Genomic DNA, 20900 nt, shown 5'->3' with positions numbered 1-20900 from the left:
GGATTAACCCGGTAAATCGCTACCAGCCTTTTTGCGCATGGCTATCCGGTCAATTTCATGTTCCGGTTGCTGTACCCGGTACTTTTCTACGTCGCCCTGATCATCCAGGAAAAACTCATAAGTCACCTCTGGACTAAATCCATCGACAATGAATTTTGTTTTGGAGTCGGGGATTAATTCAAGTTTGGTTTCCTTGTCCAGTACCATCCAAAGAGATTGATGCTCCAACAAAATGACCTTGTCCTTTCCTTTTTCAGAAACGTAGGTTCCGGCGTACTTTTTCAAAAGATCTGTGGGGAGTCGAAGCTGGCTTTCCAGGGGCTCATTGTATAACACTCTTCGGGTATTCTGCATCGGTATTCTGGTTTTGCCAGTGGCATTTCCATTGTTTTGAAGAATGATCATGACTTTGTTATCATCCAAATGGGTTTCCAGGTAGGTGACATACCCGGCCCAGCCTCCGCTATGTGCGGCGATTTTTCCGTAATTCTCATCATCCTTCAAAAACCAGCCAAACCCATAATTGATTTCTTCTTCCGAGTTCAAAGTAGAAGGGGAGAAAAGGCTTTTTGTTTCCTCTTCAGAAAGCAGTTTATACTTCCTTAATCCCTGGTGCCATTTGAATAAATCTGTAGTGGTTGAATACAATCGTCCCTGGCCATAAACGCCATCAAAAATCTGAGCATATTCAATGTTGGGTACGTATGAACCCGTTGAATCTTGGGAATAGCCAGCGGTTAACTTGTTCAATTTTACACCGTCCTTGTACACAAAAAGCAGCTTCGTATCCTTCATGTCTAATGGAGTAAAGATTCGTTCGTCCAAAAAGGCCCCAAAGGATTGATTGGATACCCGTTCAACAATCGTAGCGAGCAGGAGGTAGCCCGTATTGCTGTAGCGCATTTTTTCATTGGGTTCAAAAAGAAGGTCTGGCTTTTCCTTCGCAAAAAGTTCGATCACCGAGCTGTTGGAGGCTTCTTGCGAAGTGTCGCCTTTTTCATCCCAGAGCTGCATGTAATCGGGTAGGCCAGAAGTATGTCTGACCAGGTGATTGATGGTTATTCCTTGGTAAAATTCAAGTTCTGGAATGTGTTTTGCCAGTTCGTCATCGAGGGATAGCTTTTGTTCCTTAGCCAGTAAAGCAATGGCCGTAGCCGTAAATTGTTTGGTTACCGAGGCCAGGTTAAAAACAGAGTTATCCTCGAGCATTTGACCCGTTTCTCTTTTGGCCAATCCAAAACTCTTTTGAAAGATGATGGTATCGTTTTCCGCTACCAGCACGTTGCCATTGAATTCCCCGTATTGGTGCAATTCAGTATACAGCGAGTCCAGGATTTTCGATTTTTCATTGTAAACGGTGGCGGGGCTGTCGGAAGAAGAGGTTGGGGAGCAAGATCCCAGTAAGCCTACTACAGTTAAGGCTAAAAAGGTGTATTTCATTCTTTGGGGTGTCAATTAGTTGGAGACAACAACGCACCGAATCGAGAAATCGTGTTTGGGAAAGAGAACTTCGATAATTTTAGCCCGGAAACAATTCTTAGGATGCTGGAGTATCGGTTCAAATTTAAGCTCAACATCCATTAGAACAAGCATAGCCATCGGTTAAATCCATGAAAAAACTATTCCTGCCTCTTTTCATTTTTCCCCTGATTGGGTTTGGTCAGCAGTCAGTTCAACAGATAGATTCCATTGTTCAGTCCAAATTCAACAACGGTCCAGCCGTTAGTGTGCTTGTTAGTCAGGAATTTAGACCCATCTATTCTCAGGTAAAAGGTTTGAGCAATATGGAGTTAAAGCTTCAAGCAACCGAGCATACCCGATTTAGAATTGGATCCGTGACTAAGCAATTTACGGCCATCGCCATTCTTCAGTTGATGGAAGAGGGGAAGCTGAGTATAAAGGATCCCATCCAGAAATTCCTGATCAACTTCCCTAAAAAGGAATATCCCCTAACTATAGAACATCTTCTGACCCACACCTCTGGATTAGCGGAGATCACCGAACTGGAAGTCTTTGAAAAAGACCTAATGCAAAACGGTTGCGATCCCGATTCTCTGGTCAACTACTTTAAGGATTTGCCCTTGGAATTTGAACCCGGTTCTCAATTTAGTTACTGCAACTCGGGTTATCATTTGTTGGGTTTGATCATCGAGCAAGTTTCAGGAGAGGACTACAATCAATACATCTCCAATCACCTTTTGAGCCCAGCAGGTATGACCCACACCCTGGCTGATCGTACCGATTCGATCATAGACAGACGGGCAATGGGTTATGAAGAGGTAGATGGAAGGATTCAAAAAGCCACCTTTATCGATATGTCCATTCCCTTTTCCGCCGGAAATCTGCTCTCCACCGCCAATGACTTAAACAAGTGGTATCAGGCACTGTTTGAATACAAGTTGGTCTCTAAGCAAACGCTTCAATCCGCTCACACTCCCTTCCGGTTAAACGATGGGAGCTATTCCAATTACGGATACGGCTGGTTTGTAGATAGCCTACAAGGAGAAAAACTCATTTCCCATGAAGGCGGAATCAACGGATTTCTTTCCAGTGCCTGGTTCATTCCATTCTCCAAAACCTTGACCATTATACTCTCCAATTGCCTGTGTAGCCCCACAACCCAAACAGCTAAAAGTTTAACCGCAATAGCCATAGGAAAACCCCTTCCCATCAAAAAGAGAATCAAGCTCCCTGAAGACCTACTTCAAACCTATACCGGAGTATACCTTATGAATGGCGAAGAGTGGACCATCTCGATGCAAGATGGCGAGCTCTACTTCCGATTTTCCAATGGTAATGGGCATCCCATCTATCCACTATCCAAAAATGAGTTCTTCGCCGAAGAATGGGATACTCAATTTCTGTTTTTTGAAAAGGATGGCACCGTCGAGTTTCACTTTGTTTATTTGGGGGAGATTGTTCGGGGGATAGGCAGTGAATGCACATTCATGGTTATTGACTTAGGTGACTTCCCTTCAGAAGATTCCTATTAACTTAGTAGTTACCAAACCAGCAACAAAGTGGAAACCTACATACCCAAAGGACAACGAATCATATATAGCCGCTGGAAGAGCCCACCTCATGATTTGTCAGACTATTTGAAGGATGTATTTACCCCGTTAAACAGCATTCAAGGTTTCTGTTTGGTTTATCGAAGAAATGGCTTTTTGTCATTGAATAAGATTAGAGCAATTGTATTGTTCTACGATGATGATCAAGAATATGAAAAGGAGAATTTGATCCTTTCCAAAAAATTCGAAGACTACTTTTCAGATGTGAGTTATTTCATCGATTTAGTGTCCATGGATATGAAAGATGATTTGGCATTGACCCTCGCTAAGAATATGGAGGATATGGGCGTGGAGATAGTAGAAACAAACAACGAATCAACCAATGATTAAATCCTTTTCAATCAAAAGCCTCCCAATCTTTTTGACCATCATGTTTTTCGGTATCAGTTGTGAGACCACCAATCAATCAGAAGAACTAAAAATAGGAGATCGGAAATCCTTCCAGGTAATTTCGGATATGAAAGGGAGGGTTTATCCATCTAATGATTCGGCATCTTACTATTCCTTTAAAGCTGTCGCTAATTATTTGGAAGCTCACCCTGAATGGGTATTTGAAATTGGGGTGCACACTGACCACAGGGGGGATTCTGTTGCCAATCTAAAACTCAGTGAATGGAGAGCAATAATGGCTTGTCAAGTCTTTCACGAGACTTTTGAAATAGAATCTGAAAGAATGGTAGCCAAAGGGTATGGGGAAGGTGATCCCGTATTTTCCGAGGAGAAGATTCGAGGCATACAAACGACGAAAGAAAAGGAGCTAGCTCATCAACGAAATAGAAGGTATGAAATTACGGTTTTAAGGAGATACTAAATTTCGGAATTAGTTTTGAGTTTGGCCAGCCAAAGCACTTATCTGATTGTCTGGCGGTAATGCCTAAGAGGCAGTTGACTTTTATTCTCTTTTTGTGGCGATTATATTATCCCTTTCCATTTTATTGAAGTTCTTCTCAGTGAATTTAACGGTCCGCTTAAACTCATTCAATGAAGTATGAAAAGCTTCATGAAAAGTGATGAGATTACCTTCCATTTTCTCAATAGTAAGGCTCTCGAAGGAATCTATAGATTGATAAAATTCGTCTACTACTTCATCATAGACGACAATGTGAAACACTCTTTGGAGACTCAAACCCAATATGCCGTCATTTCTATTTCCTGAATATTGCGCTAAAACAATTTTTGTTTTATTCAGAGATAGTTTTTCACCATTAGCAAGAAATCTCCTATTCAGTATTTCTCCATTGAATTCAAGTGTTCCAAGATAGGGGCCACCCATTCCGAAGGATTCTTCAACGTCTTGATATCTTAGGTTTGATAATCTCATTTCCGATCCTTCTAAAATATTGAAATAGTACTATACCATTCATGTGTTTTTAGCCCTACTTTTCTTTCATCTATATTTGAGTCAAGCCAGATCAACTATCAGTAATATGGACTTTACGGGCAAATGTTTAATGCATAGGAATAGGCTTTAGTAAATAAGATAAAATGGGAACCTGAAACACAAAAATATAGGGAGGAATAACTCACTTCAATGGTATACATATTGTGTGGCGCCGGCTGGAATGATAGAATACAAAACTTTGTACTTCATTAAAATGGAACACTTAGCATTACGATGTAATTTGACATTAAAGGATTTTTGTGGCCGAATGAAGAGTCTTATAGGCTTGTCTGAATTTCAATTTGATAGCGAAAATGAAACTGAGTGGGGAGAATCAAGTAAGGATGATTTGAAATTTAATGTAAGTCGGCCTTATGAGGAAGGGACACTTAGTGATTGGGATAATACAGTTCCGGAGAATTGCAACTATGGAATTTCGATTACTAAAAATAAAATTGACTAAAAAGAGATTAAAGAAATTGGACAATTGATAGCAAATGAGTTCAATACAACAGTCTATTATCATCGAACATGGGTAGCTTCAGGCAGGAACATAAAACGAGAAATTGAAATAAAAGCGAGCTACAATACGAACTTAAATGCATCTCTAACCTAACCGTCAAGCGACATTTAAGTCAGAACGTTGAATTCTATAAAAATGAAGCATACCATTACCATAATCGTTTTTCTAATCTCTCTTTCGGGTTGTCAACCTAATCAGACCAATGCGAACGATTACATGAATGAAATAAGAAAAGATTTTGCCAAGCACGCTGAAAGGCATAATCAGAAAGTCCTTGCCTGGGATTCAAAAATCCAAGAGCTGTATAGACGTTCCGATGCTAATCTAAAAGATGGAGTGATCTATGCTGACTCTTTGATTGAAAATGACAAGTCACTTGATGATTCGAAGGTTTCTATCCTTCATGCCATTGTTGGTGAAATCTATTACGACAATGACAGTATTGCTCTTGCCATGGAGCGATTTCAGTTGAATGAATTATTAACTTTTGATTCACCCAGAAACCAAGCAAATAAGGCCGGCTGCTATATTAAACAAGGGGACTTTGACAAAGCGATGGCCTTGCTTGCACAAGCGGCCGAAGTGAATCCTGACTTTAAGTGGTATATCGGAAATCTTTATGAAATTCAAGGGAATCCCGAAAAAGCAATATCCGAGTATCAATATGTTTACCAACAAGATACCGTTGTTTATTCTTTTTATTACCAGAGAATACAAGAATTAGAAAACAATCCAGACCAATTACTGACTGAGCTCTATTATAAAGACAGGAGGAAGAGAAATTATCTTCTCTATGAATGAGTTGATTGATGCGATAGAGACATAAATTGACTGTTAGGAATTGGGTAATCAAAAGAAGTCGGGAATAACCAAAACTCAGTAGATGACAAAAAAACAAACGCTCTTTCAAAGAATTGTTGATATTGGGGCAAACGACAAGTTTTCAGTAACTGAGAAAAGGTATCTGCGGGTAACCAATATAGCCGGAATTTTAGGGGTTCTGTTCAACGGGTTGTGGATGGCCATTGCCCTGTCCATATCGGAAACTACAAGCGCGGTGTGGAATACCATATTGGGCCTGATGTTTCTGCTCGTTTTGGTGTTTAACCAGAAAGGTCGGCGGGTATTCGCTTCCGTCTGGCTTTCCTTAGCGGCCTATTTGTCCGTTCTCGTATTTCTTTATTTATCCGGCTACCGTTCAGGAATTACCACAGTCGGTTTTTTGCTAATCATTTTACCCTACATGACTTTTCCGCGTAAGGCAAGGGCGATTGCCAATGGTTTCAGTTTATTGGCCTGTTTGACTTTGATTGCTGCGGTTGTCTTTCAATCAGAATTCCAGGCACACAACGAGGACATGGATCCATATTTATCCCAGATTGTCAATATCGGAATGACGGCTTTGATTTGTATCGCCTTGATTTGGAGCTTGTCTGTACTTATTGATAGATCGGAAGATTCCTTGTTGGCAGAACAGAAAAAGTCAGATGATCTTCTGCATAATATTTTACCCGAACACATTATAAAAGACCTAAAGGAGAGTGGGAAGACCATCCCTAAAAGACATAAGAATGTGTCGATTTTATTTACTGATTTTGAAGGATTCACAGAGTTGGTGAGGTCCATATCGGCCATCACCTTGGTCAATGAATTAAACGAAATTTTCGGGCGATTCGATGACATCATGGAGGAAACCAACGTTGAAAAGATTGAAACCATTGGTGATGCCTATTTAGCTGCGTGCGGCCTGGAAGATGAAAATACAGATCATGCAGCCAACTGTGTTACCGCAGCAAAAATGATGCTGTCCTACCTTGAGGAGAGAAACAAAAGCCACGAAATCAAATGGAGGATGCGGGTGGGCATTCATTCAGGAACCATAGTCGCAGGTGTAGTAGGAAAAAAGAAGTTTGCCTACGACCTTTTTGGAGACACCATCAATACCGCCAGTAGAATAGAGTCCACCGGCGAAGCCGGTAAAATCAACATCTCCGCTTCAACTTACGAACTGGTCAAGGACAACTTCACCTGTCTCTCCCGGGGAAAAATCTTTGCCAAGGGAAAAGGGAGTTGGAGATGTATTTTGTTCAGTAGTTGTGGGTAGCTGAGGTGTCGAGGGCTGAAAGCTACATGGCTGGATGATTGATTGCGTTATGCGAGAAAAGACGATGATCATGGATGAAAATTGGAAGCACATAAAGACAGTCTTGGATAGTGAGTCTTTTGAGGTTAAAGGTTTGAATATTTGGGATTTAGAATGGAAAACGACAGGTGAGTCTATTAAAATCAAAGACCCAAAATATGGTCAATGTTATACCTTCAGCGTTTACCAAATTACCCGAGGTTCTGAAACAGTTCGGTTTTCAGCTGGTGAATTTTCAAATAATATTTGGGGTATTTACATCGAACAAAATCCCTAATGTAATTAGCATGAACAATCAGATATGTGATATTTGGATTGAAAGTGAAGAAAAGGGGGCCATTCTGGGTGGAACCTTAGAATCAAATGACAATTCTGATGTTATTGTCACTTTCAAGAATAAAAGCAGATATGTCGCTTCATTCTTTACCTACAGAAACATTGAGTATTTAAGAAAGAAAAATCAAAAGAGCGGCGAATGTTTAGATGGTCGATTCTTTTGGGCTTCAAACATGATAATTGTAGAACGCATATGCAGAGCTGAAATTGAAGAAATAATCAATCATTTATTGTCCATTGAGGAATTCAATTTGATTTTTAATCAAGTTCAAGATGATTAGAAGTATTTTGAATTATCTCCGATAAACTTTCCTAGCCTCGGCAAAATATCAGCTGGATTAATTCGCTAATTGAGACGATTAACCAACCGGTTTGAATCTTTAGGCGAACATTCTCATTTTACCTTCATCAGGGATATCGAAATCGGATTCCAACTAAATCTTGTCCAATACGGGCCATAGAGGCGAATCCATGCTACCCAACCCCCACAACAACATTCCCAACCTTACGTCCACTATCCACACGAGCGTGAGCCTGGGCTATATCCTCTAAAGAATAAACCTCATCAATCACGGCCTTCAGTCTTCCAGCGGCAAACAATTCCTTAAACCAGTTCATGTCTTTCTCGGTTTCTTCGATCACACCGGAAATGACTTTGTGTCCTCCCAAGGGCGCAGAAAAGGCTCCTCTTAAGGTCATCCCTAAGCCGGCACTGGCCAATAGGATAACGCCGTCTTTTTTACAGGCTTTGCGAACCTGTGAGAAGGTACACTTGCCCACGGTTTCCAAAACAACGTCATATTGAACCCCATTTTCACTAAAGTCTTCCTGGGTATAATCAATCACATGGTCGGCACCGAGGGATTTGGCCAATTTGGTATTTCTTCCACTGCATACGCCGGTGACTTCAGCCCCCAACTCCTTCGCCAGTTGAATGGCGATGGTTCCAATAGCTCCGGAGGCTCCGTAAATCAGCACGTGCTGGCCTTTTTGAATGTTGGCCTTACGAAGGAAATGAGCAGCAGCCGTTCCACCAAAAGGGAGGGCGGCGGCTTCTTGGTAAGACATGTTTTCCGGCATTAAGGCCAGGGTACCGTTTTCGGCAATGCACTGGTACTCGGCATGAGCTCCGAAGGACATGCCGGTGGTTCCGAATACTTGGTCGCCGGCTTTGAATTTTGTCACCTTCTTACCCACGGATTCAACTTCACCGGCTACAACCACACCCAAAACGGATTTGCGAGGCCCTCTAAAACCAAAAATCAAGCGAATGATGGCTGGATCGGCTCTTCGGATGCGGGCGTCTCCGGAGGAAACGGTGGTGGCTTTAATCTTGACCAAAACCTGATCATCTTTAGGTTGAGGTTTGGCTACTTCTTGCACTTGAATGACTTCTGGGCTACCGTATCGGGTACAAACTGCTGCTTTCATAATTTTTGTTTTTAATGAATGACAAGGCAAACGTACCGCGGCAATTGCGCCTAAATGTTCGGGATATCATAGAGGTGTGTGGAATTATAATTCCGAACGAAGTGGGAGCCCGGGAGTCGCCGGACAGAACGAGAATGGGAACGAGAATGAAGAATAGGGCTTTTTTGATTGGTTTTAATAGGAACTGGTTAATCTCGCCAACTCTAAAAAGTGTGCTGGCCTGAGCCAAATGCGCGGGCAGAGTTTGGGGAAGTTACGCTTGTCGGAACTTGGGGGCTGGGGATTATTTGGCTCTTGATTTTTTCTTTGCCTACTTTCTTTTGTATCAAGACAAAAGTAAAGTCGGTTGCACTAAAGTTGGCAGGATATTTCCAGGGTCAGCCAGGAAAATAGAAGTGGGAAGGTAAAACAATCCGGTTCTCAGTTAAGTTTGTGAAAGGTATGAACCACAGCTATTCTTTCAAAAATTGCTTCGGAGTAAGCCCCGTGAGCTTTTTGAAGTAAGTATTAAATACCGTTTTGGAATTAAAGCCGCTGTCATAGGCCATTCCCAGCAAGGTGAGGTGAGCGTTTTCCGGATTCCTGGCCAGTGTTTTAAAATGCTCCACGCGGTAGGCATTGATAAACTCATTGTAACTCTGACCCATTTTTTCATTGAGCAACCAGGACAATAGATTGGGATGCAGATCAATTTGATCGGCCAGAATTCGAAGACTTAGGTCGGGATCCAAATAGGGCTGGTTTTGATCGATATGGGCCATGAGTTTTAACCGGAAGTTTTCGGCGGAGTCATCATCCATAAGCGACTTCTTACCCGGCTTGGAAGCACTTCCAACTTTGGAAGGAAACATTTTCTGGTGAAAGCTTAGGTAGCGTGGATCAGACCGCAGTGAATCTACCAAAGGATCTGGATAACGCAACATCAACAAAGACGTCTTTCGCTCCAACCCGGAGGCCACCCATTCGAAGGCTTTATCGGTTTCGCCGGTAACGGCATACAGCAGAAATAGATACGAATCCGCCGTAAACCCATCCGTAGATTGAGCTTGCTCTTTGAGGATTTTTAGGTATTCTAAGGTTTTTACCTGATCTCCCATTAAGGCGTAGGCCAGAGATGTTGCACCCGCCTTTTCTCCCTTTGGAAGTTCAACAGGCAAATCGTCTGTGTAGTGGATCACCTCGTGGTATTGCCCCATTTTAAGCAGGCAAAGGGTTTTAACTGTATGAGCCGGAATGTTCTTTGGATTGACAGCCAGACAACTGTTCAATTGCTCCAATGCATCAGCATAGTTACGATCCATGTAGGCAAAGTAGGCCTTGTAAAAAAGCGTCTCTTGCGAAAGTGGATCAATGCCCAGGGCAATGTCCAAATGCTCTCTGGCCTGAGAAGTGTTTCCCGCCAATACATGTAGGAAGGACAGAAACTGCTGGGCTTCTACGTAGTTCGGTTTTTGCTTGATGGCTGCAGTAGCATGACGAAAAGCCTGGGTATAATCGCAATCCGTGAAAAAGGAACTATTGGCTTTCTGGTAATACGCTTCAGGATGTTGGGCATCCAATTTCAAGGCATTTTCTACCAGGTCATTGGATTTTACCCAGGCATCTTGAAAGGACAGCAGGCCCGTCATTCCCATAAAGCTGTATACATCGGCCAGTCCAACCAGCGAAGCCACATGTTCTGGATCCAATTCCAATCCTTTCAAGTAGTAGTCTTCTGCCAGCACGATATCATCCGGATTCCACTTGTTTTTGTGGAACTTGGCCATGAGTGAATACTCGTAAGCATTGATGTTATCGGTCTGCTTCAAAACCAGGTGATCCTGAATTTCAAAGTGCCCAAAATTTTCCCGAATCTTATCGGCAATGAGCAAACTAATTTCATCCTGAATCTCAAATATGTTCTCCAGTTTCCGGTCCCAGTTTTCCGACCAGTAATGAAAGTCTTCCTTCGCTTGAATCAGTTGAGCCGTGATTCGAACCATATTACCCGCCAGTCTTACACTGCCTTCTAAAATGGTGGTTACACCCAGTGATTTGGCGATTTCTGAAACAGGAATCTCTTTGTCCTTAAAATAAAAAGAAGAGGTTCGGGAAGTTACTTTCAGAGAACCGATCTGGGCCAAAGCATTAATGATCTCTTCCGTAATTCCATCGCAGAAGTACTCATTCTCCTTATCCGAACTCATGTTCTTAAAAGGCAAAACAGCTATGGATAGGTTCTTTGTCAACGCCAAGTAATGCGGTGTAAAAATAGTCTTATTGATTCAGGGCGTGGTGCTCCAGGTCTCGATTATTACAGACCATAAAGATTTCTAAATTGAGTCGATAATCTTTTTGTTTTTAGCAATTCAGTTGTAAATTTTCTGGAAATACAATTAGCCTTAAATGATCGTACAGTTTTCGCACAATGGACCAGAATTGAATCTTTCAAGACGAAGTTCTAAAAATGGGTCGGCTTATCGATTTGATGATGCAATGGGGAACACGGGAATTCGTTTTTGGAACCAAGAGTCTGTTCACAAAAGGAAGTTCATTAAGCAGCGTGGATATTACCTGGAAAATTTGGGGGATTCCTTGAACTTCATTCCCAAGCAAGGAGATCTCTTTTTTTGGGGAGAATGGGAACCTCCATCCAGATTTGAATTGACAGGAAATAAATTCTCGTTCTTTCCTTCTAAGCCTCATGCCATTCATTATCCATTCTTTCCAAATCAAGCTAGAGGATTACATAATACAGATCCCTTTGTTTTTGGTGAACACTTCTATTACACCAATTGCAAACAGCCATCCAGGAAATTTTTACAAACCTTAGACGAGCATTCAATCATCATTTTTGGATCTGAAAGGAAGAGGAGATACTCAATTTCTGTTTTTTGAAAAGGATGGAACCGTTGAGTTTCACTTTGTTTATTTGGGGGAGACTGTTCGGGGGGATAGGCAGTGAAATTTCCTGTTTTTGAATGGTGCTCAAGGTGGTCTTCTCTCAATTCACAAGAGAATTCAATAAATCAAGCCTGATCCTTTATTTCCAGGATTATTCGATATCCGGTTAACAGTTTGATGTCCTTGTTTTTGAGTCTTATCTCTCTTTCATTTATATTTGGTATTGCCACTTTAAACGATGAATTGCATTCAGGCAAGCTTGTCTTGAAAAATTTCATGATTCTTTAACTTTTAAAATCCTATTGGTAGTGAATTAAGGGTAAGGCGGCACGATATTATGTAATTGCCCTGGGCAAGCGGATAAACAATAAAATGTCAGAAACTATAGAAGAAAGTAAATGTCTTGCCTCTTTGGCTGTTTTCAGGGAACTATATAACAGTGAGAAGGATATTTACGGTATTATATCAGAGTTTATCACTGAAGTAATCCTGTCAAGCTCAAAACATTCTTTCAACTTGACTGAAATCACAAACTTATTAAATGATACATATGATTTCAGTATACCCGAGGCAGTAATTAGGACCTCACTGAACAGGGTCGAATCCCTGAGTAAGGAAAGAGGTATTTATTCGATAGACAACCTTGCCGAATTAAAATCGAAAAATATCAACATAAAAAAGGATCAGATTCAGAGTAATAATGATAAGATTATCCAATCATTGTTCGAATTTGTATCTGGACACAAGGAAAAAGAATTAGCAGAAAAGGAGAAAACAGATTTAGTCCATTCCTTCATTACTTTTTTAATAGATGGAGCGAACTCCAATAAATATTCTGAGTTAATTAGTGCATTTATCATCGGCAAACAAGATGATGCTTCTTTTAAAGTGCAGCTTTCAACAATAAAGGAAGGTATAGTTCTTTACACTGGAATTAAATATAACACTAATCTTAACGAAATAGGTTCTTGGAAAAATGATTTTACAATTTTCATCGAAACGGAAATACTATTTCATCTAGCCGGTTATAATGGTCAGGTCTATCAGAAACTTTCAAATGATTTTTTCAATTATGTGAATGAGATAAATAGGCGACACCCAAACAGAATAAAGCTTAGATATTTTAGTGAAGTAAAAGACGAAATCGAAAGATTTTTTAAAAAGGCTGAATACATAGTTGAAGGAAAAGATAAGGCAAACCCAAGGGTAACAGCCATGATGACCATTGTTGACGGATGTGATTCCAAAGCGGATGTGGTTGGCAAGAAAGCTGATTTCTTTTCGTTACTAAAATCTGCACTTATCAAGGAAGATGATTACAATGAATACTTTAGTGAGCATAACCATAAGTATAATATTGTTGACCAGAATGTGATAAATAGGTTAGCGGAGGATTTAGGGATTGAGGCCCCTTCAGAATACCTTCGGTTTCTGAATTACGTGAGTATTCATAGAAAAGATACCAAGGAAAACAACTTCGACAACATTAGATACATTTTACTTTCAGGCAATTCTAAAACTATTCAAATTGCATGGAATGAAAATGTTAAAGCTTACGGTCAAGTACCTTTAGCTACAACCTTGAGCTTTTTAACAAATAAATTTTGGTTTAAGTTGAATAAGGGTTTTGGAAATGGGAAGTTGCCCTTAACGTTTGATGTAATTACAAAGGCTCAGATTGTTCTATCAAACCAAATTAATGAATCTGTAGGCCAAAAATTTGAAGAACTACAAACTAAATATAGAACTGGTGCGATTAGCGAAGACCAAGCCAAGGCCTCAATAATTGAACTCAGAAAACAAGCAAAAAAACCCGAAGACGTTGTAATGGATAACGTTGAGGCAATATTGGACGGAATATCTGAAGATAGCATAGAGACATTCTTGAAAGAGCAAGAACACTTCAAGAAAGAGGCGGCCAAGCAATCCGAGGAAAATAGTATTTTAAGAAGTAATCTGTCTCAGAAAGAAATAGAAATACAAGATCAATTAAAGGAGCATAACAAGGTCAATTTGGATCTCTTGGAAGCGAAAAGAACAATTCTCAACGAGAAGGAAAATTCGAAGAGAATTTTAGAGAACCAGAAGGCTCAGATTGATTTGCAAATTAGATCATCTATAAGAAATCACAAAATGGTCTTTTTAATAGTATTGATTGGAGCATTTATGATTGTTCACTATCTAATCTTGCATTTTGGGTGGAATAACTCTGAACAATGGGCTTGGATTTTATTTTACTCAATCCCTTTATTTTTTTCGTTGATCTATATGGTGTTTACCGAAAAGACAGTAAATCCAGTTCAGTTAATTGAAAGAAGAAAAAACAGAATTAGAGATAAGATGTACAGGAAGTCAAATTTTGACAAAAGTCAACTTGACAAATTGTCGAACGAAATAGATGCTTTGGAGAAAGAGATAAAAGTTTGACGGTAAGCACTAATTAGAACATAAGGGAATCTTGATTTCTGGGTTGTGCCCACTATAGTTTAAGCTTTGATCTAACCCCAACTCCCCAACAAAATCCACCCACCCAATTTCCCTCCCAACTTAGCTCGAAAACCCCTCTAAAATAGCAGAGTTTCAACACCTACCCATTCTCAAAATGAAATGCCTAATTTTGTCGCCAATTTGAGGATATGTTAAAAGGGAAAACCGTGGCCGTCGTTGTACCGGCCTACAACGAGGAAACACAGATCGGAATGGTGATCGAAACCATGCCGGATTTTGTGGACCGTATCGTAATTATCAACGATAAAAGTAAAGACCGGACTTCGGAAGTTATCCGCGACTACATTGCCAAGGATACGCACGAAACCACCACGATTCCCGAGTTTGACAAGGAGATCGTAAAGACTCGCTACAACGAGGCCGATGTTGTGGTACACCAGGCTCAGGTGGAAGAAATCAAATACTACGTTAAGTCGGAAGTCTACAATACCCAGGAAGATACGGATCGAATTATCCTCATCGATCATATCGACAATGGGGGAGTGGGCGCCGCTATTGCCCGTGGATACAAGTGGTGTAAGGACCACAACATTGACTGTACTGCGGTGATGGCTGGTGATGGTCAAATGGATCCTGATGAACTGGAATCGATTTGCCTACCGGTAATTGAAGAGGGCATTGACTACGTAAAAGGTAATCGCCTGATTCACCCGAGTTCTAAAATTGTGATTCCTAAAATCCGCTTTTTCGGAAACTCCATCCTTTCCATTTTTACCAAGATTGCTTCAGGATACTGGAAGGTTTCGGATACGCAGACTGGGTACACGGCGATTAGTCTACATGCCCTTCGCTCGATTAAGATCTACGATATCTACCGGAGCTACGGAATGCCCAACGATATGTTGGTCAAGCTAAACATCATCAGCGCCACGCTTCGTGAAATCGAGATTAAGCCTGTGTATCGGGTAGGGGAGCAGTCGAAAATGAAAATCAAGAAGGTGATTCGGAAGGTGTCCTGGTTGCTGATGAAGCTGTTTTTTCAGCGTCTCTACCAGAAGTACCTAATCCGCGATTTTCACCCGCTGTTTTTGCTGTATCACCTAAGCTTTGCCTTGGGGATATTGGCGATTCCTTACGGATTAAAAATATTGATGTCATTCATTCAGGGTTACTCCCTGTCATACGAACCCATTTTGGCGTTCTTCTTCCTATTTACCGGGTCGTTCCAATCCTATTCTTCGCAATGTGGATGGATATTCAAGACAATGACCGATTAAACAAATAGACTTTTTATGTGTGGAATTTTTGGATTTGTAGCTAAGGAAAAAGCCGATTTGAGCAGGAAGGAATCGGATGATCTTTTGCAAAAACTATTTGTGCTGTCAGAAACCCGTGGAAAGGAATCTTCGGGAATCGCGGTAAGAAATCTGGCCAACCAATCGATTCAGGTACTCAAAGAAGATACCCCAGCGACGGAGCTGATCAAAACAGGAACCTACAGCAAGTTTGTAGAAGCCGGCTTTGAAGGCAGTTTTGAAAACGGCCATGTGGCTTCTCCTATTGCCGTTACGGCTCACTCTCGATTGGTGACCAACGGTAGCCAGGAAAACAACGACAACAACCAGCCTTGTATCAAAGACGGATTGGTGATGGTTCACAACGGAATCGTAACCAACGTAGATGATCTTTTCCAAAAATTCCAGGGATCCATCGATCGCAACTACGAGGTGGATACGGAGATTTTGGCAGGTATCCTTTCTCAAAAATTGAAGGGCGGACTTTCCGCTTCAGCTGCCGTTACGGCCACGTTTGAAGAGATTGAAGGAGCCGCTTCCATCGCGGTACAATGTGCAGACCGGGATTTGTTTATTCTGGCGACCAACACAGGATCACTTTACTACTGGATCGCATCAGACCAGAGTCTGTTGATCTTCGGTTCGGAAGAATACATCATGAAAACATTGGCTGATCAAGTTGGCCTGCAAGAGCGTTACGGAAACAAAGACATCCATTGGTTAGCCCCGAGAACGGGAATCGCTATTGGAATGAAGTCTTTTGAAGTACAGAATTTTACCTTCGAAAAGACCCAGAATTCTCCTCAGTCTGAGATCTATGTTCCAGCTGGAGAAATCAAGGATCACTCCCAACAGAAAAAACACAAGAGCGAGTTCGTTAACCTGGACAACCTCAATCTATCCACCCTTGAGAAAAGGTTGGAATACAACACCGACGAAATCAAGGAGCTTAAGCGTTGTAAAAAATGCTTGCTTCCGGAAACCTTCCCACACATTCACTTCGACCAGGGTGGCGTTTGCAACTACTGCAACAACTACCAAACAAAAGGGCTGAAGGAAAACAAGAAGGAAGACCTGCTCAAAGTTTTGGAGAAATACCGCTCCAAAGACGGTTCACCTGACTGTGTAATCGCCTTTAGTGGTGGACGAGACAGTAGTTTCGGATTGCACTACATCGTTAAAGAGCTGGGTATGAATCCGCTTACCTTCACCTACGACTGGGGAATGGTAACCGACCTGGCCCGAAGAAACATTGCCCGAATGACCGGTAAACTCGGGGTGGAAAACATTCTGGTATCGGCCGATATAAAAATGAAGCGAAGAAACATTCGCCTGAATGTGGGTGCCTGGTTAAAGCAACCTCGATTGGGAATGATTCCCTTGTTTATGGCCGGGGATAAGCACTTCTTCGTTTACGTTAACAAGATTCGCCAGCAAACCGGAATTCCTTGTGATATCTGGATGGAGAATAAGTTGGAAAACACCGACTTTAAAGCCGGATTTGCTGGGATCAAACCGAACTTTACCAAAGACCGGATTGACAAACAATCTACCTTGGCCAAGTTGCAGATGCCGCTGTACTACGCCAAGAACTTTATGATGAACCCGGGGTACATCAACCCGTCGATTCCGGATACCTACAGTGCTTTTAAAGCCTACTACATGGAGCCAAGGGATGTGTACTTGCTGTTGTTCGACTACATTCCCTGGGACGAAGAAGAAATCAACACCACTTTGATCGACGGCTACAACTGGGAGACATCACCGGATACCACCTCCACTTGGAGAATTGGTGACGGAACCGCTGCCTTCTACAACTACGTGTATTACACCGTAGCCGGTTTTACCGAGTTTGACACCTTTAGAAGTAACCAGATTCGCGAAGGAATGATTACCCGTGAATTTGGAATGTCAAAAATCTACGAGGAAAACCGCCCGAGATTGCAGTCCATGGTCGAGTATTTTAGCCTGATTGGTTTGGATACTGCTAAGGCCATCGATCGGGTAAACCGGATGAAAAAATTGTACCGTTAATCGGGGATTCTGCATGAAAGTTGCCATTTCCATAGAGCATCCTGCCTGGATCCACCAGTTTCGTCAGATCATTTTGAGGTTGCAGAAGGAGGGACATGAAGTGCTCATTCTGGCCATTGACAAAGACGGCGATATCGAACTGCTCGAAAAGTTTGGATTAGACTACGAGTTGGTTGGAAATTCCACCGGTAAGAATGTGTTTGACAAAGCCTGGTTGCTGTTTTCCATCACCTTCAAAATGTGGTTAAAGTGCCGCAAGTTTAAGCCGGATGTATTCATCGGTCGGGCGAGTCCTATGTTGGCGATGAATGCAGCGATTGCCGGAAAGCCCCACTTGATTTTTGAAGACACAGAGCGCTCTACCATTAGCTTGAAGTTTTGCCAGTGGTTTTCCAAAGAGATTATTACGCCTACGACTTTTCGTACGAATTTGGGTCCCAAGCAGAAAAGAATGCCCACCTACAAGGAGCTATTCTACCTGCATCCCGATTACTTTCAACCCGATCGTCAGGTGATTCGCGATATGGGGATCAAGGATGATGAGCGATTTGTATTCATCCGTTTTGTTTCCTGGAATGCCAGCCACGATATTGGCTTCAAGGGTTATTCCGAAGCGGCGAAAAGGGAATTGGTAGAAGCCATCTTACCGCATGCCAAAGTGCTCATCTCATCCGAGGAAAAGCTGGCCGATGATTTGGCCGTCTACCAGGTAAAAGTTCCTTTTGAGAAAATTCACCACGTGCTTTATTACGCTTCAGCTTACGTGGGAGAAGGAGCTACCATGGCCTCCGAGGCGGCCGTATTGGGTACGCATGCCATCTTCGTGAGCCAGTTGACTGCAGGAAGTTTGGACGAGCAGGAAAAAGCCTTTGACCTGGTGTTTAACGCCGATGGAGACGATCGTTTTGATCGTACCCGCGAACGTACCCTCGAATGGCTGGGCGATCCGCAGTTGGAAGAGAAAGGGCGAGAAAAAAGAAAGAAATTGCTTCAGGAAAAAACAGACATCAACGGCCTGTTTATCCAGAAGATTGAATCCTATACAAAATAGATATTCATGAAAGTATGTAACCGCTGTGTGTTGGACGAGTCGGTACCCGATATCAAATTTGATAAATCTGGGGAATGCAACTACTGCAAGGCTCATGACCTGCTTTCAGCCGACTACCCTTTGGGCGAAAAAGGGAAGGCCGATTGGGAAGCACTGGTTGCCGAGATGAAGAAAAACGGTAAGGGCAAACAATTCGACTGCATTGTTGGAGTAAGTGGAGGAACCGACTCAACTTACCTGTTGCTCTTGGCCAAGGAAATGGGATTGCGCCCATTGGCCGTAACCTTCGACAACGGCTGGCACAGTGAAATCGCTGTAAACAACATCAAAAAGGCCCTGGACATCCTCAATATCGAATTGAGAACCTACGTGATGAACTGGGATGAGATGAAGGGTATTCACCGCTCTTTCATGAAGGCATCTCTACCTTGGCCGGATGGAACAACTGATATTGGAATTACTTCAGCCCTGTACCGCATTGCGGCTAAGGAAGGAGTAAAACACGTATTGATCGGTCACGATTTCCGCTCGGAAGGAAAACAGCCGGAAGAATGGACCTATGTAGACGCCAAAATGGTGAAGCATATCGCCCGTAAAAACAAGGTGAAATTAAAGTCCTACCCAAACCTGACCATGTTTGATTACCTCTACTACGGAATGGTAAAGGGGATCAAAAACGTAAGACCTTTCTGGTACCTGCCTTACGACAAGCCGGCTGCCAAAAAGATCATCGAGGAAAAGGTGGACTGGGAATACTACGGCGGACACCACCACGAAAACATTTTTACCAAGTTTATCATCAGCTACTGGCTACCCAAGAAGTTTGGATTTGATAAGCGTAAGGTGACTCTATCGGCTTTGGTTCGCTCCGGAATGATGGAACGGGAAGATGCGCTCAAAGAATTGGCTCAGCCTCCCTACGATCCGGAACAGATGGAAGAGGACCGCGAATACGTGATGAAGAAGCTCGATATTTCCGAAGAAGAATTCCAGGAAATGTGGAATGCTCCCAACAAGAAATTTACGGACTACCCGAGCTATTTCCCTTTTTACAATCGCTACAAAAAGCTCATCCTGTGGGTGTTTAAATACATCCTTCCCTTTAAGCCGATGACGGCTTATGATGTGGATGAGATGGAATAGAGCCATGCCCAAAAACATCGCCCTTCATATCTCCCAAACGCCCTTCAAGTCTGAGGCTCGATTGATCAAATCGGCTAAGGTGGTGGAAGAGCTGGGAATTGTGGACAAGGTGATGATCGTAGCTTTCCTGGAAGAAGGCTTGGAGGAGCATGAAAAAATCAGCGACACCATCGAGGTATGGCGGGTGAAGACCTGGTTTCGGTTTTCGCTCAACAACATGGGCATCTTTCACAAGGTGATGCTGATGGTGGAGTGGAACCTTCGCATTTTGCTTTCCTTTCTGTTTAAGCCGGTTAAGTATGTCAATGCCCATAGTGTGGAGACCTTGCCCTTGTCGTGCCTGTTTAAGTGGCTCAAGGGGAGCAAACTGGTGTATGAACCGCATGAGCTGGAGGCCGTGAAGGATCCTTCGCCTTTGTTGCGGAAGATTTACGCCAAAGTGGAGCGAATGCTGGTTAAACAATCGCATGCCGTTTTGGTCGTGAGTGGTGGTATTCAAGAGTGGTACCAGAAGGAATATGGCTTGAAAAAGGTGTACTTGGCTCAAAATGTTCCAGAAAATCCTTTTGATCCTAACCAGAAAGTGGCTTCTTACCGGGAGCGATTCGGGATACCTGAAAATGAGCTCGTTTTTGTTTTTCAGGGGGGATTGATCGGTGCCCGAAATATTGAGCGATATCTACGCGTTTTTGCCGATTTTCCGAAAAAGCACCTCGTATTCATGGGTAACGGATTTATGGAAGAAACCATTCGTCCATATTTGGACAAGTATGCTCACATTCACCACATGGGTTTTGTTCCGGTTTCTGATATTCTGGCCCATTCACACACGGCCGATGTTGGGTTGTGTTTGATTGAGCAAAAGAATCTAAGTTACTACTATTCAGCACCCAATAAGCTCTTTGAATACCTCACAGCGGGAACTCCGGTTTTAGCAAGTCATTTTCCCGGAATGGAAAAGGTGGTGGTGGAGCAAGGAATTGGTTGGTCCGCAGATCCGCATGAGGATGAGGCATTAAGAACTTGGTTGGAACAAATCACGCCGGAAGAAATTCAATCCAAAAGAGATCAGCTGGAAAAAGTTCGAGGCCAATTCAACTGGTCCGAAGAGAAAAAACAAATTATCGAGCTCTACCATACGATAGCCTGATTTTCTCCGTT

Annotated in this window: 16 protein-coding genes and 1 pseudogene; 13 read left to right on the top strand and 4 right to left on the bottom strand. The window is 42.3% G+C overall.

Annotated elements, in window-relative coordinates; translation table 11 throughout:
• Positions 1-3 precede the first annotated feature (3 nt).
• On the bottom strand, positions 4-1440 hold the full coding sequence (locus KFE98_00480) for a beta-lactamase family protein (protein UTW62666.1): 1437 nt from the start codon (positions 1438-1440) through the stop codon (positions 4-6).
• Positions 1441-1610: 170 nt separating this feature from the next.
• On the opposite strand from KFE98_00480, the gene KFE98_00475 reads away from it, so the two are divergent.
• The 3 genes from KFE98_00475 to KFE98_00465 are packed head-to-tail and all read left to right on the top strand — an operon-like array spanning position 1611 to position 3882.
• The gene (locus KFE98_00475; protein ID UTW62665.1) at positions 1611-2993 is read left to right on the top strand and encodes a serine hydrolase; all 1383 of its coding nucleotides are present in this window, start codon (positions 1611-1613) and stop codon (positions 2991-2993) included.
• A 27-nt stretch (positions 2994-3020) separates the two neighbouring features.
• Positions 3021-3401: a hypothetical protein gene (locus tag KFE98_00470; GenBank protein ID UTW62664.1), complete on the top strand. Its 381-nt coding sequence runs from the start codon at positions 3021-3023 to the stop codon at positions 3399-3401.
• Positions 3402-3441: 40 nt separating this feature from the next.
• A complete protein-coding gene (locus KFE98_00465; protein ID UTW62663.1) occupies positions 3442-3882 on the top strand; it encodes an OmpA family protein in 441 nt (146 codons plus the stop codon).
• A gap of 81 nt (positions 3883-3963) precedes the next feature.
• On the opposite strand, the gene KFE98_00460 is transcribed toward KFE98_00465, so the two are convergent.
• A complete protein-coding gene (locus KFE98_00460) occupies positions 3964-4392 on the bottom strand; it encodes a hypothetical protein (GenBank protein UTW62662.1) in 429 nt (142 codons plus the stop codon).
• A gap of 718 nt (positions 4393-5110) precedes the next feature.
• Here KFE98_00460 and KFE98_00455 point away from each other — a divergent pair.
• The 4 genes and pseudogenes from KFE98_00455 (at position 5111) to KFE98_00440 (ending at position 7735) form a co-directional block, all read left to right on the top strand.
• Complete coding sequence (locus KFE98_00455) at positions 5111-5776, top strand: hypothetical protein (protein ID UTW62661.1); 666 nt, start codon at positions 5111-5113, stop codon at positions 5774-5776.
• Positions 5777-5858: 82 nt separating this feature from the next.
• Positions 5859-7069 (top strand): annotated as a pseudogene (locus KFE98_00450) (adenylate/guanylate cyclase domain-containing protein).
• A 74-nt stretch (positions 7070-7143) separates the two neighbouring features.
• Positions 7144-7395 carry a hypothetical protein gene (locus KFE98_00445; protein ID UTW64606.1) on the top strand — a complete coding sequence of 84 codons (252 nt, stop codon included), beginning with the start codon at positions 7144-7146 and terminating at the stop codon, positions 7393-7395.
• Between the two features lie 10 nt (positions 7396-7405).
• Complete coding sequence (locus KFE98_00440; GenBank protein UTW62660.1) at positions 7406-7735, top strand: hypothetical protein; 330 nt, start codon at positions 7406-7408, stop codon at positions 7733-7735.
• Positions 7736-7928: 193 nt separating this feature from the next.
• Here the strand turns inward: KFE98_00440 and KFE98_00435 are convergent, their stop codons facing one another.
• Both KFE98_00435 and KFE98_00430 read right to left on the bottom strand, forming a co-directional pair.
• Positions 7929-8885 carry an NAD(P)-dependent alcohol dehydrogenase gene (locus KFE98_00435; GenBank protein UTW62659.1) on the bottom strand — a complete coding sequence of 319 codons (957 nt, stop codon included), beginning with the start codon at positions 8883-8885 and terminating at the stop codon, positions 7929-7931.
• Between the two features lie 452 nt (positions 8886-9337).
• Entirely contained in the window at positions 9338-11071 is a 1734-nt protein-coding gene (locus KFE98_00430) for a helix-turn-helix domain-containing protein (protein UTW62658.1), read from the bottom strand.
• A gap of 1069 nt (positions 11072-12140) precedes the next feature.
• Between KFE98_00430 and KFE98_00425 the strand changes: the two genes are divergently transcribed.
• The 6 genes from KFE98_00425 to KFE98_00400 all read left to right on the top strand — a co-directional run bounded on the left by KFE98_00425 (position 12141) and on the right by KFE98_00400 (position 20889).
• Entirely contained in the window at positions 12141-14195 is a 2055-nt protein-coding gene (locus tag KFE98_00425) for a hypothetical protein (protein UTW62657.1), read from the top strand.
• A gap of 209 nt (positions 14196-14404) precedes the next feature.
• The gene (locus KFE98_00420) at positions 14405-15493 is read left to right on the top strand and encodes a glycosyltransferase family 2 protein (protein UTW62656.1); all 1089 of its coding nucleotides are present in this window, start codon (positions 14405-14407) and stop codon (positions 15491-15493) included.
• Positions 15494-15508: 15 nt separating this feature from the next.
• Positions 15509-17545, top strand: a complete 2037-nt coding sequence (locus KFE98_00415; protein ID UTW62655.1) for a hypothetical protein — start codon at positions 15509-15511, stop codon at positions 17543-17545.
• A 13-nt stretch (positions 17546-17558) separates the two neighbouring features.
• Complete coding sequence (locus tag KFE98_00410) at positions 17559-18596, top strand: DUF354 domain-containing protein (protein UTW62654.1); 1038 nt, start codon at positions 17559-17561, stop codon at positions 18594-18596.
• 6 nt (positions 18597-18602) lie between these two features.
• Positions 18603-19739: an N-acetyl sugar amidotransferase gene (locus KFE98_00405; GenBank protein ID UTW62653.1), complete on the top strand. Its 1137-nt coding sequence runs from the start codon at positions 18603-18605 to the stop codon at positions 19737-19739.
• Positions 19717-20889, top strand: coding sequence for a glycosyltransferase (locus KFE98_00400; GenBank protein ID UTW62652.1), 1173 nt, complete (start codon positions 19717-19719; stop codon positions 20887-20889). The genes KFE98_00405 and KFE98_00400 overlap by 23 nt, the downstream gene beginning before the upstream one ends.
• The last annotated feature ends 11 nt before the right edge of the window (positions 20890-20900 follow it).

The sequence above is a fragment of the bacterium SCSIO 12741 genome (assembly GCA_024398055.1).
Classification (GTDB): domain Bacteria; phylum Bacteroidota; class Bacteroidia; order Flavobacteriales_G; family Salibacteraceae; genus SCSIO-12741.
This window is presented reverse-complemented; position numbering and strand designations above follow the sequence as displayed.

Coding starts and splice junctions, on each gene's coding strand:
- KFE98_00480 (UTW62666.1), bottom strand. CDS start 1,440: ATGAAATACACCTTTTTAGCCTTAACTGTAGTAGGCTTACTGGGATCT.
- KFE98_00475 (UTW62665.1), top strand. CDS start 1,611: ATGAAAAAACTATTCCTGCCTCTTTTCATTTTTCCCCTGATTGGGTTT.
- KFE98_00465 (UTW62663.1), top strand. CDS start 3,442: ATGTTTTTCGGTATCAGTTGTGAGACCACCAATCAATCAGAAGAACTA.
- KFE98_00460 (UTW62662.1), bottom strand. CDS start 4,392: ATGAGATTATCAAACCTAAGATATCAAGACGTTGAAGAATCCTTCGGA.
- KFE98_00455 (UTW62661.1), top strand. CDS start 5,111: ATGAAGCATACCATTACCATAATCGTTTTTCTAATCTCTCTTTCGGGT.
- KFE98_00445 (UTW64606.1), top strand. CDS start 7,144: ATGATCATGGATGAAAATTGGAAGCACATAAAGACAGTCTTGGATAGT.
- KFE98_00440 (UTW62660.1), top strand. CDS start 7,406: ATGAACAATCAGATATGTGATATTTGGATTGAAAGTGAAGAAAAGGGG.
- KFE98_00435 (UTW62659.1), bottom strand. CDS start 8,885: ATGAAAGCAGCAGTTTGTACCCGATACGGTAGCCCAGAAGTCATTCAA.
- KFE98_00430 (UTW62658.1), bottom strand. CDS start 11,071: ATGAGTTCGGATAAGGAGAATGAGTACTTCTGCGATGGAATTACGGAA.
- KFE98_00425 (UTW62657.1), top strand. CDS start 12,141: ATGTCAGAAACTATAGAAGAAAGTAAATGTCTTGCCTCTTTGGCTGTT.
- KFE98_00420 (UTW62656.1), top strand. CDS start 14,405: ATGTTAAAAGGGAAAACCGTGGCCGTCGTTGTACCGGCCTACAACGAG.
- KFE98_00415 (UTW62655.1), top strand. CDS start 15,509: ATGTGTGGAATTTTTGGATTTGTAGCTAAGGAAAAAGCCGATTTGAGC.
- KFE98_00410 (UTW62654.1), top strand. CDS start 17,559: ATGAAAGTTGCCATTTCCATAGAGCATCCTGCCTGGATCCACCAGTTT.
- KFE98_00405 (UTW62653.1), top strand. CDS start 18,603: ATGAAAGTATGTAACCGCTGTGTGTTGGACGAGTCGGTACCCGATATC.
- KFE98_00400 (UTW62652.1), top strand. CDS start 19,717: ATGATGTGGATGAGATGGAATAGAGCCATGCCCAAAAACATCGCCCTT.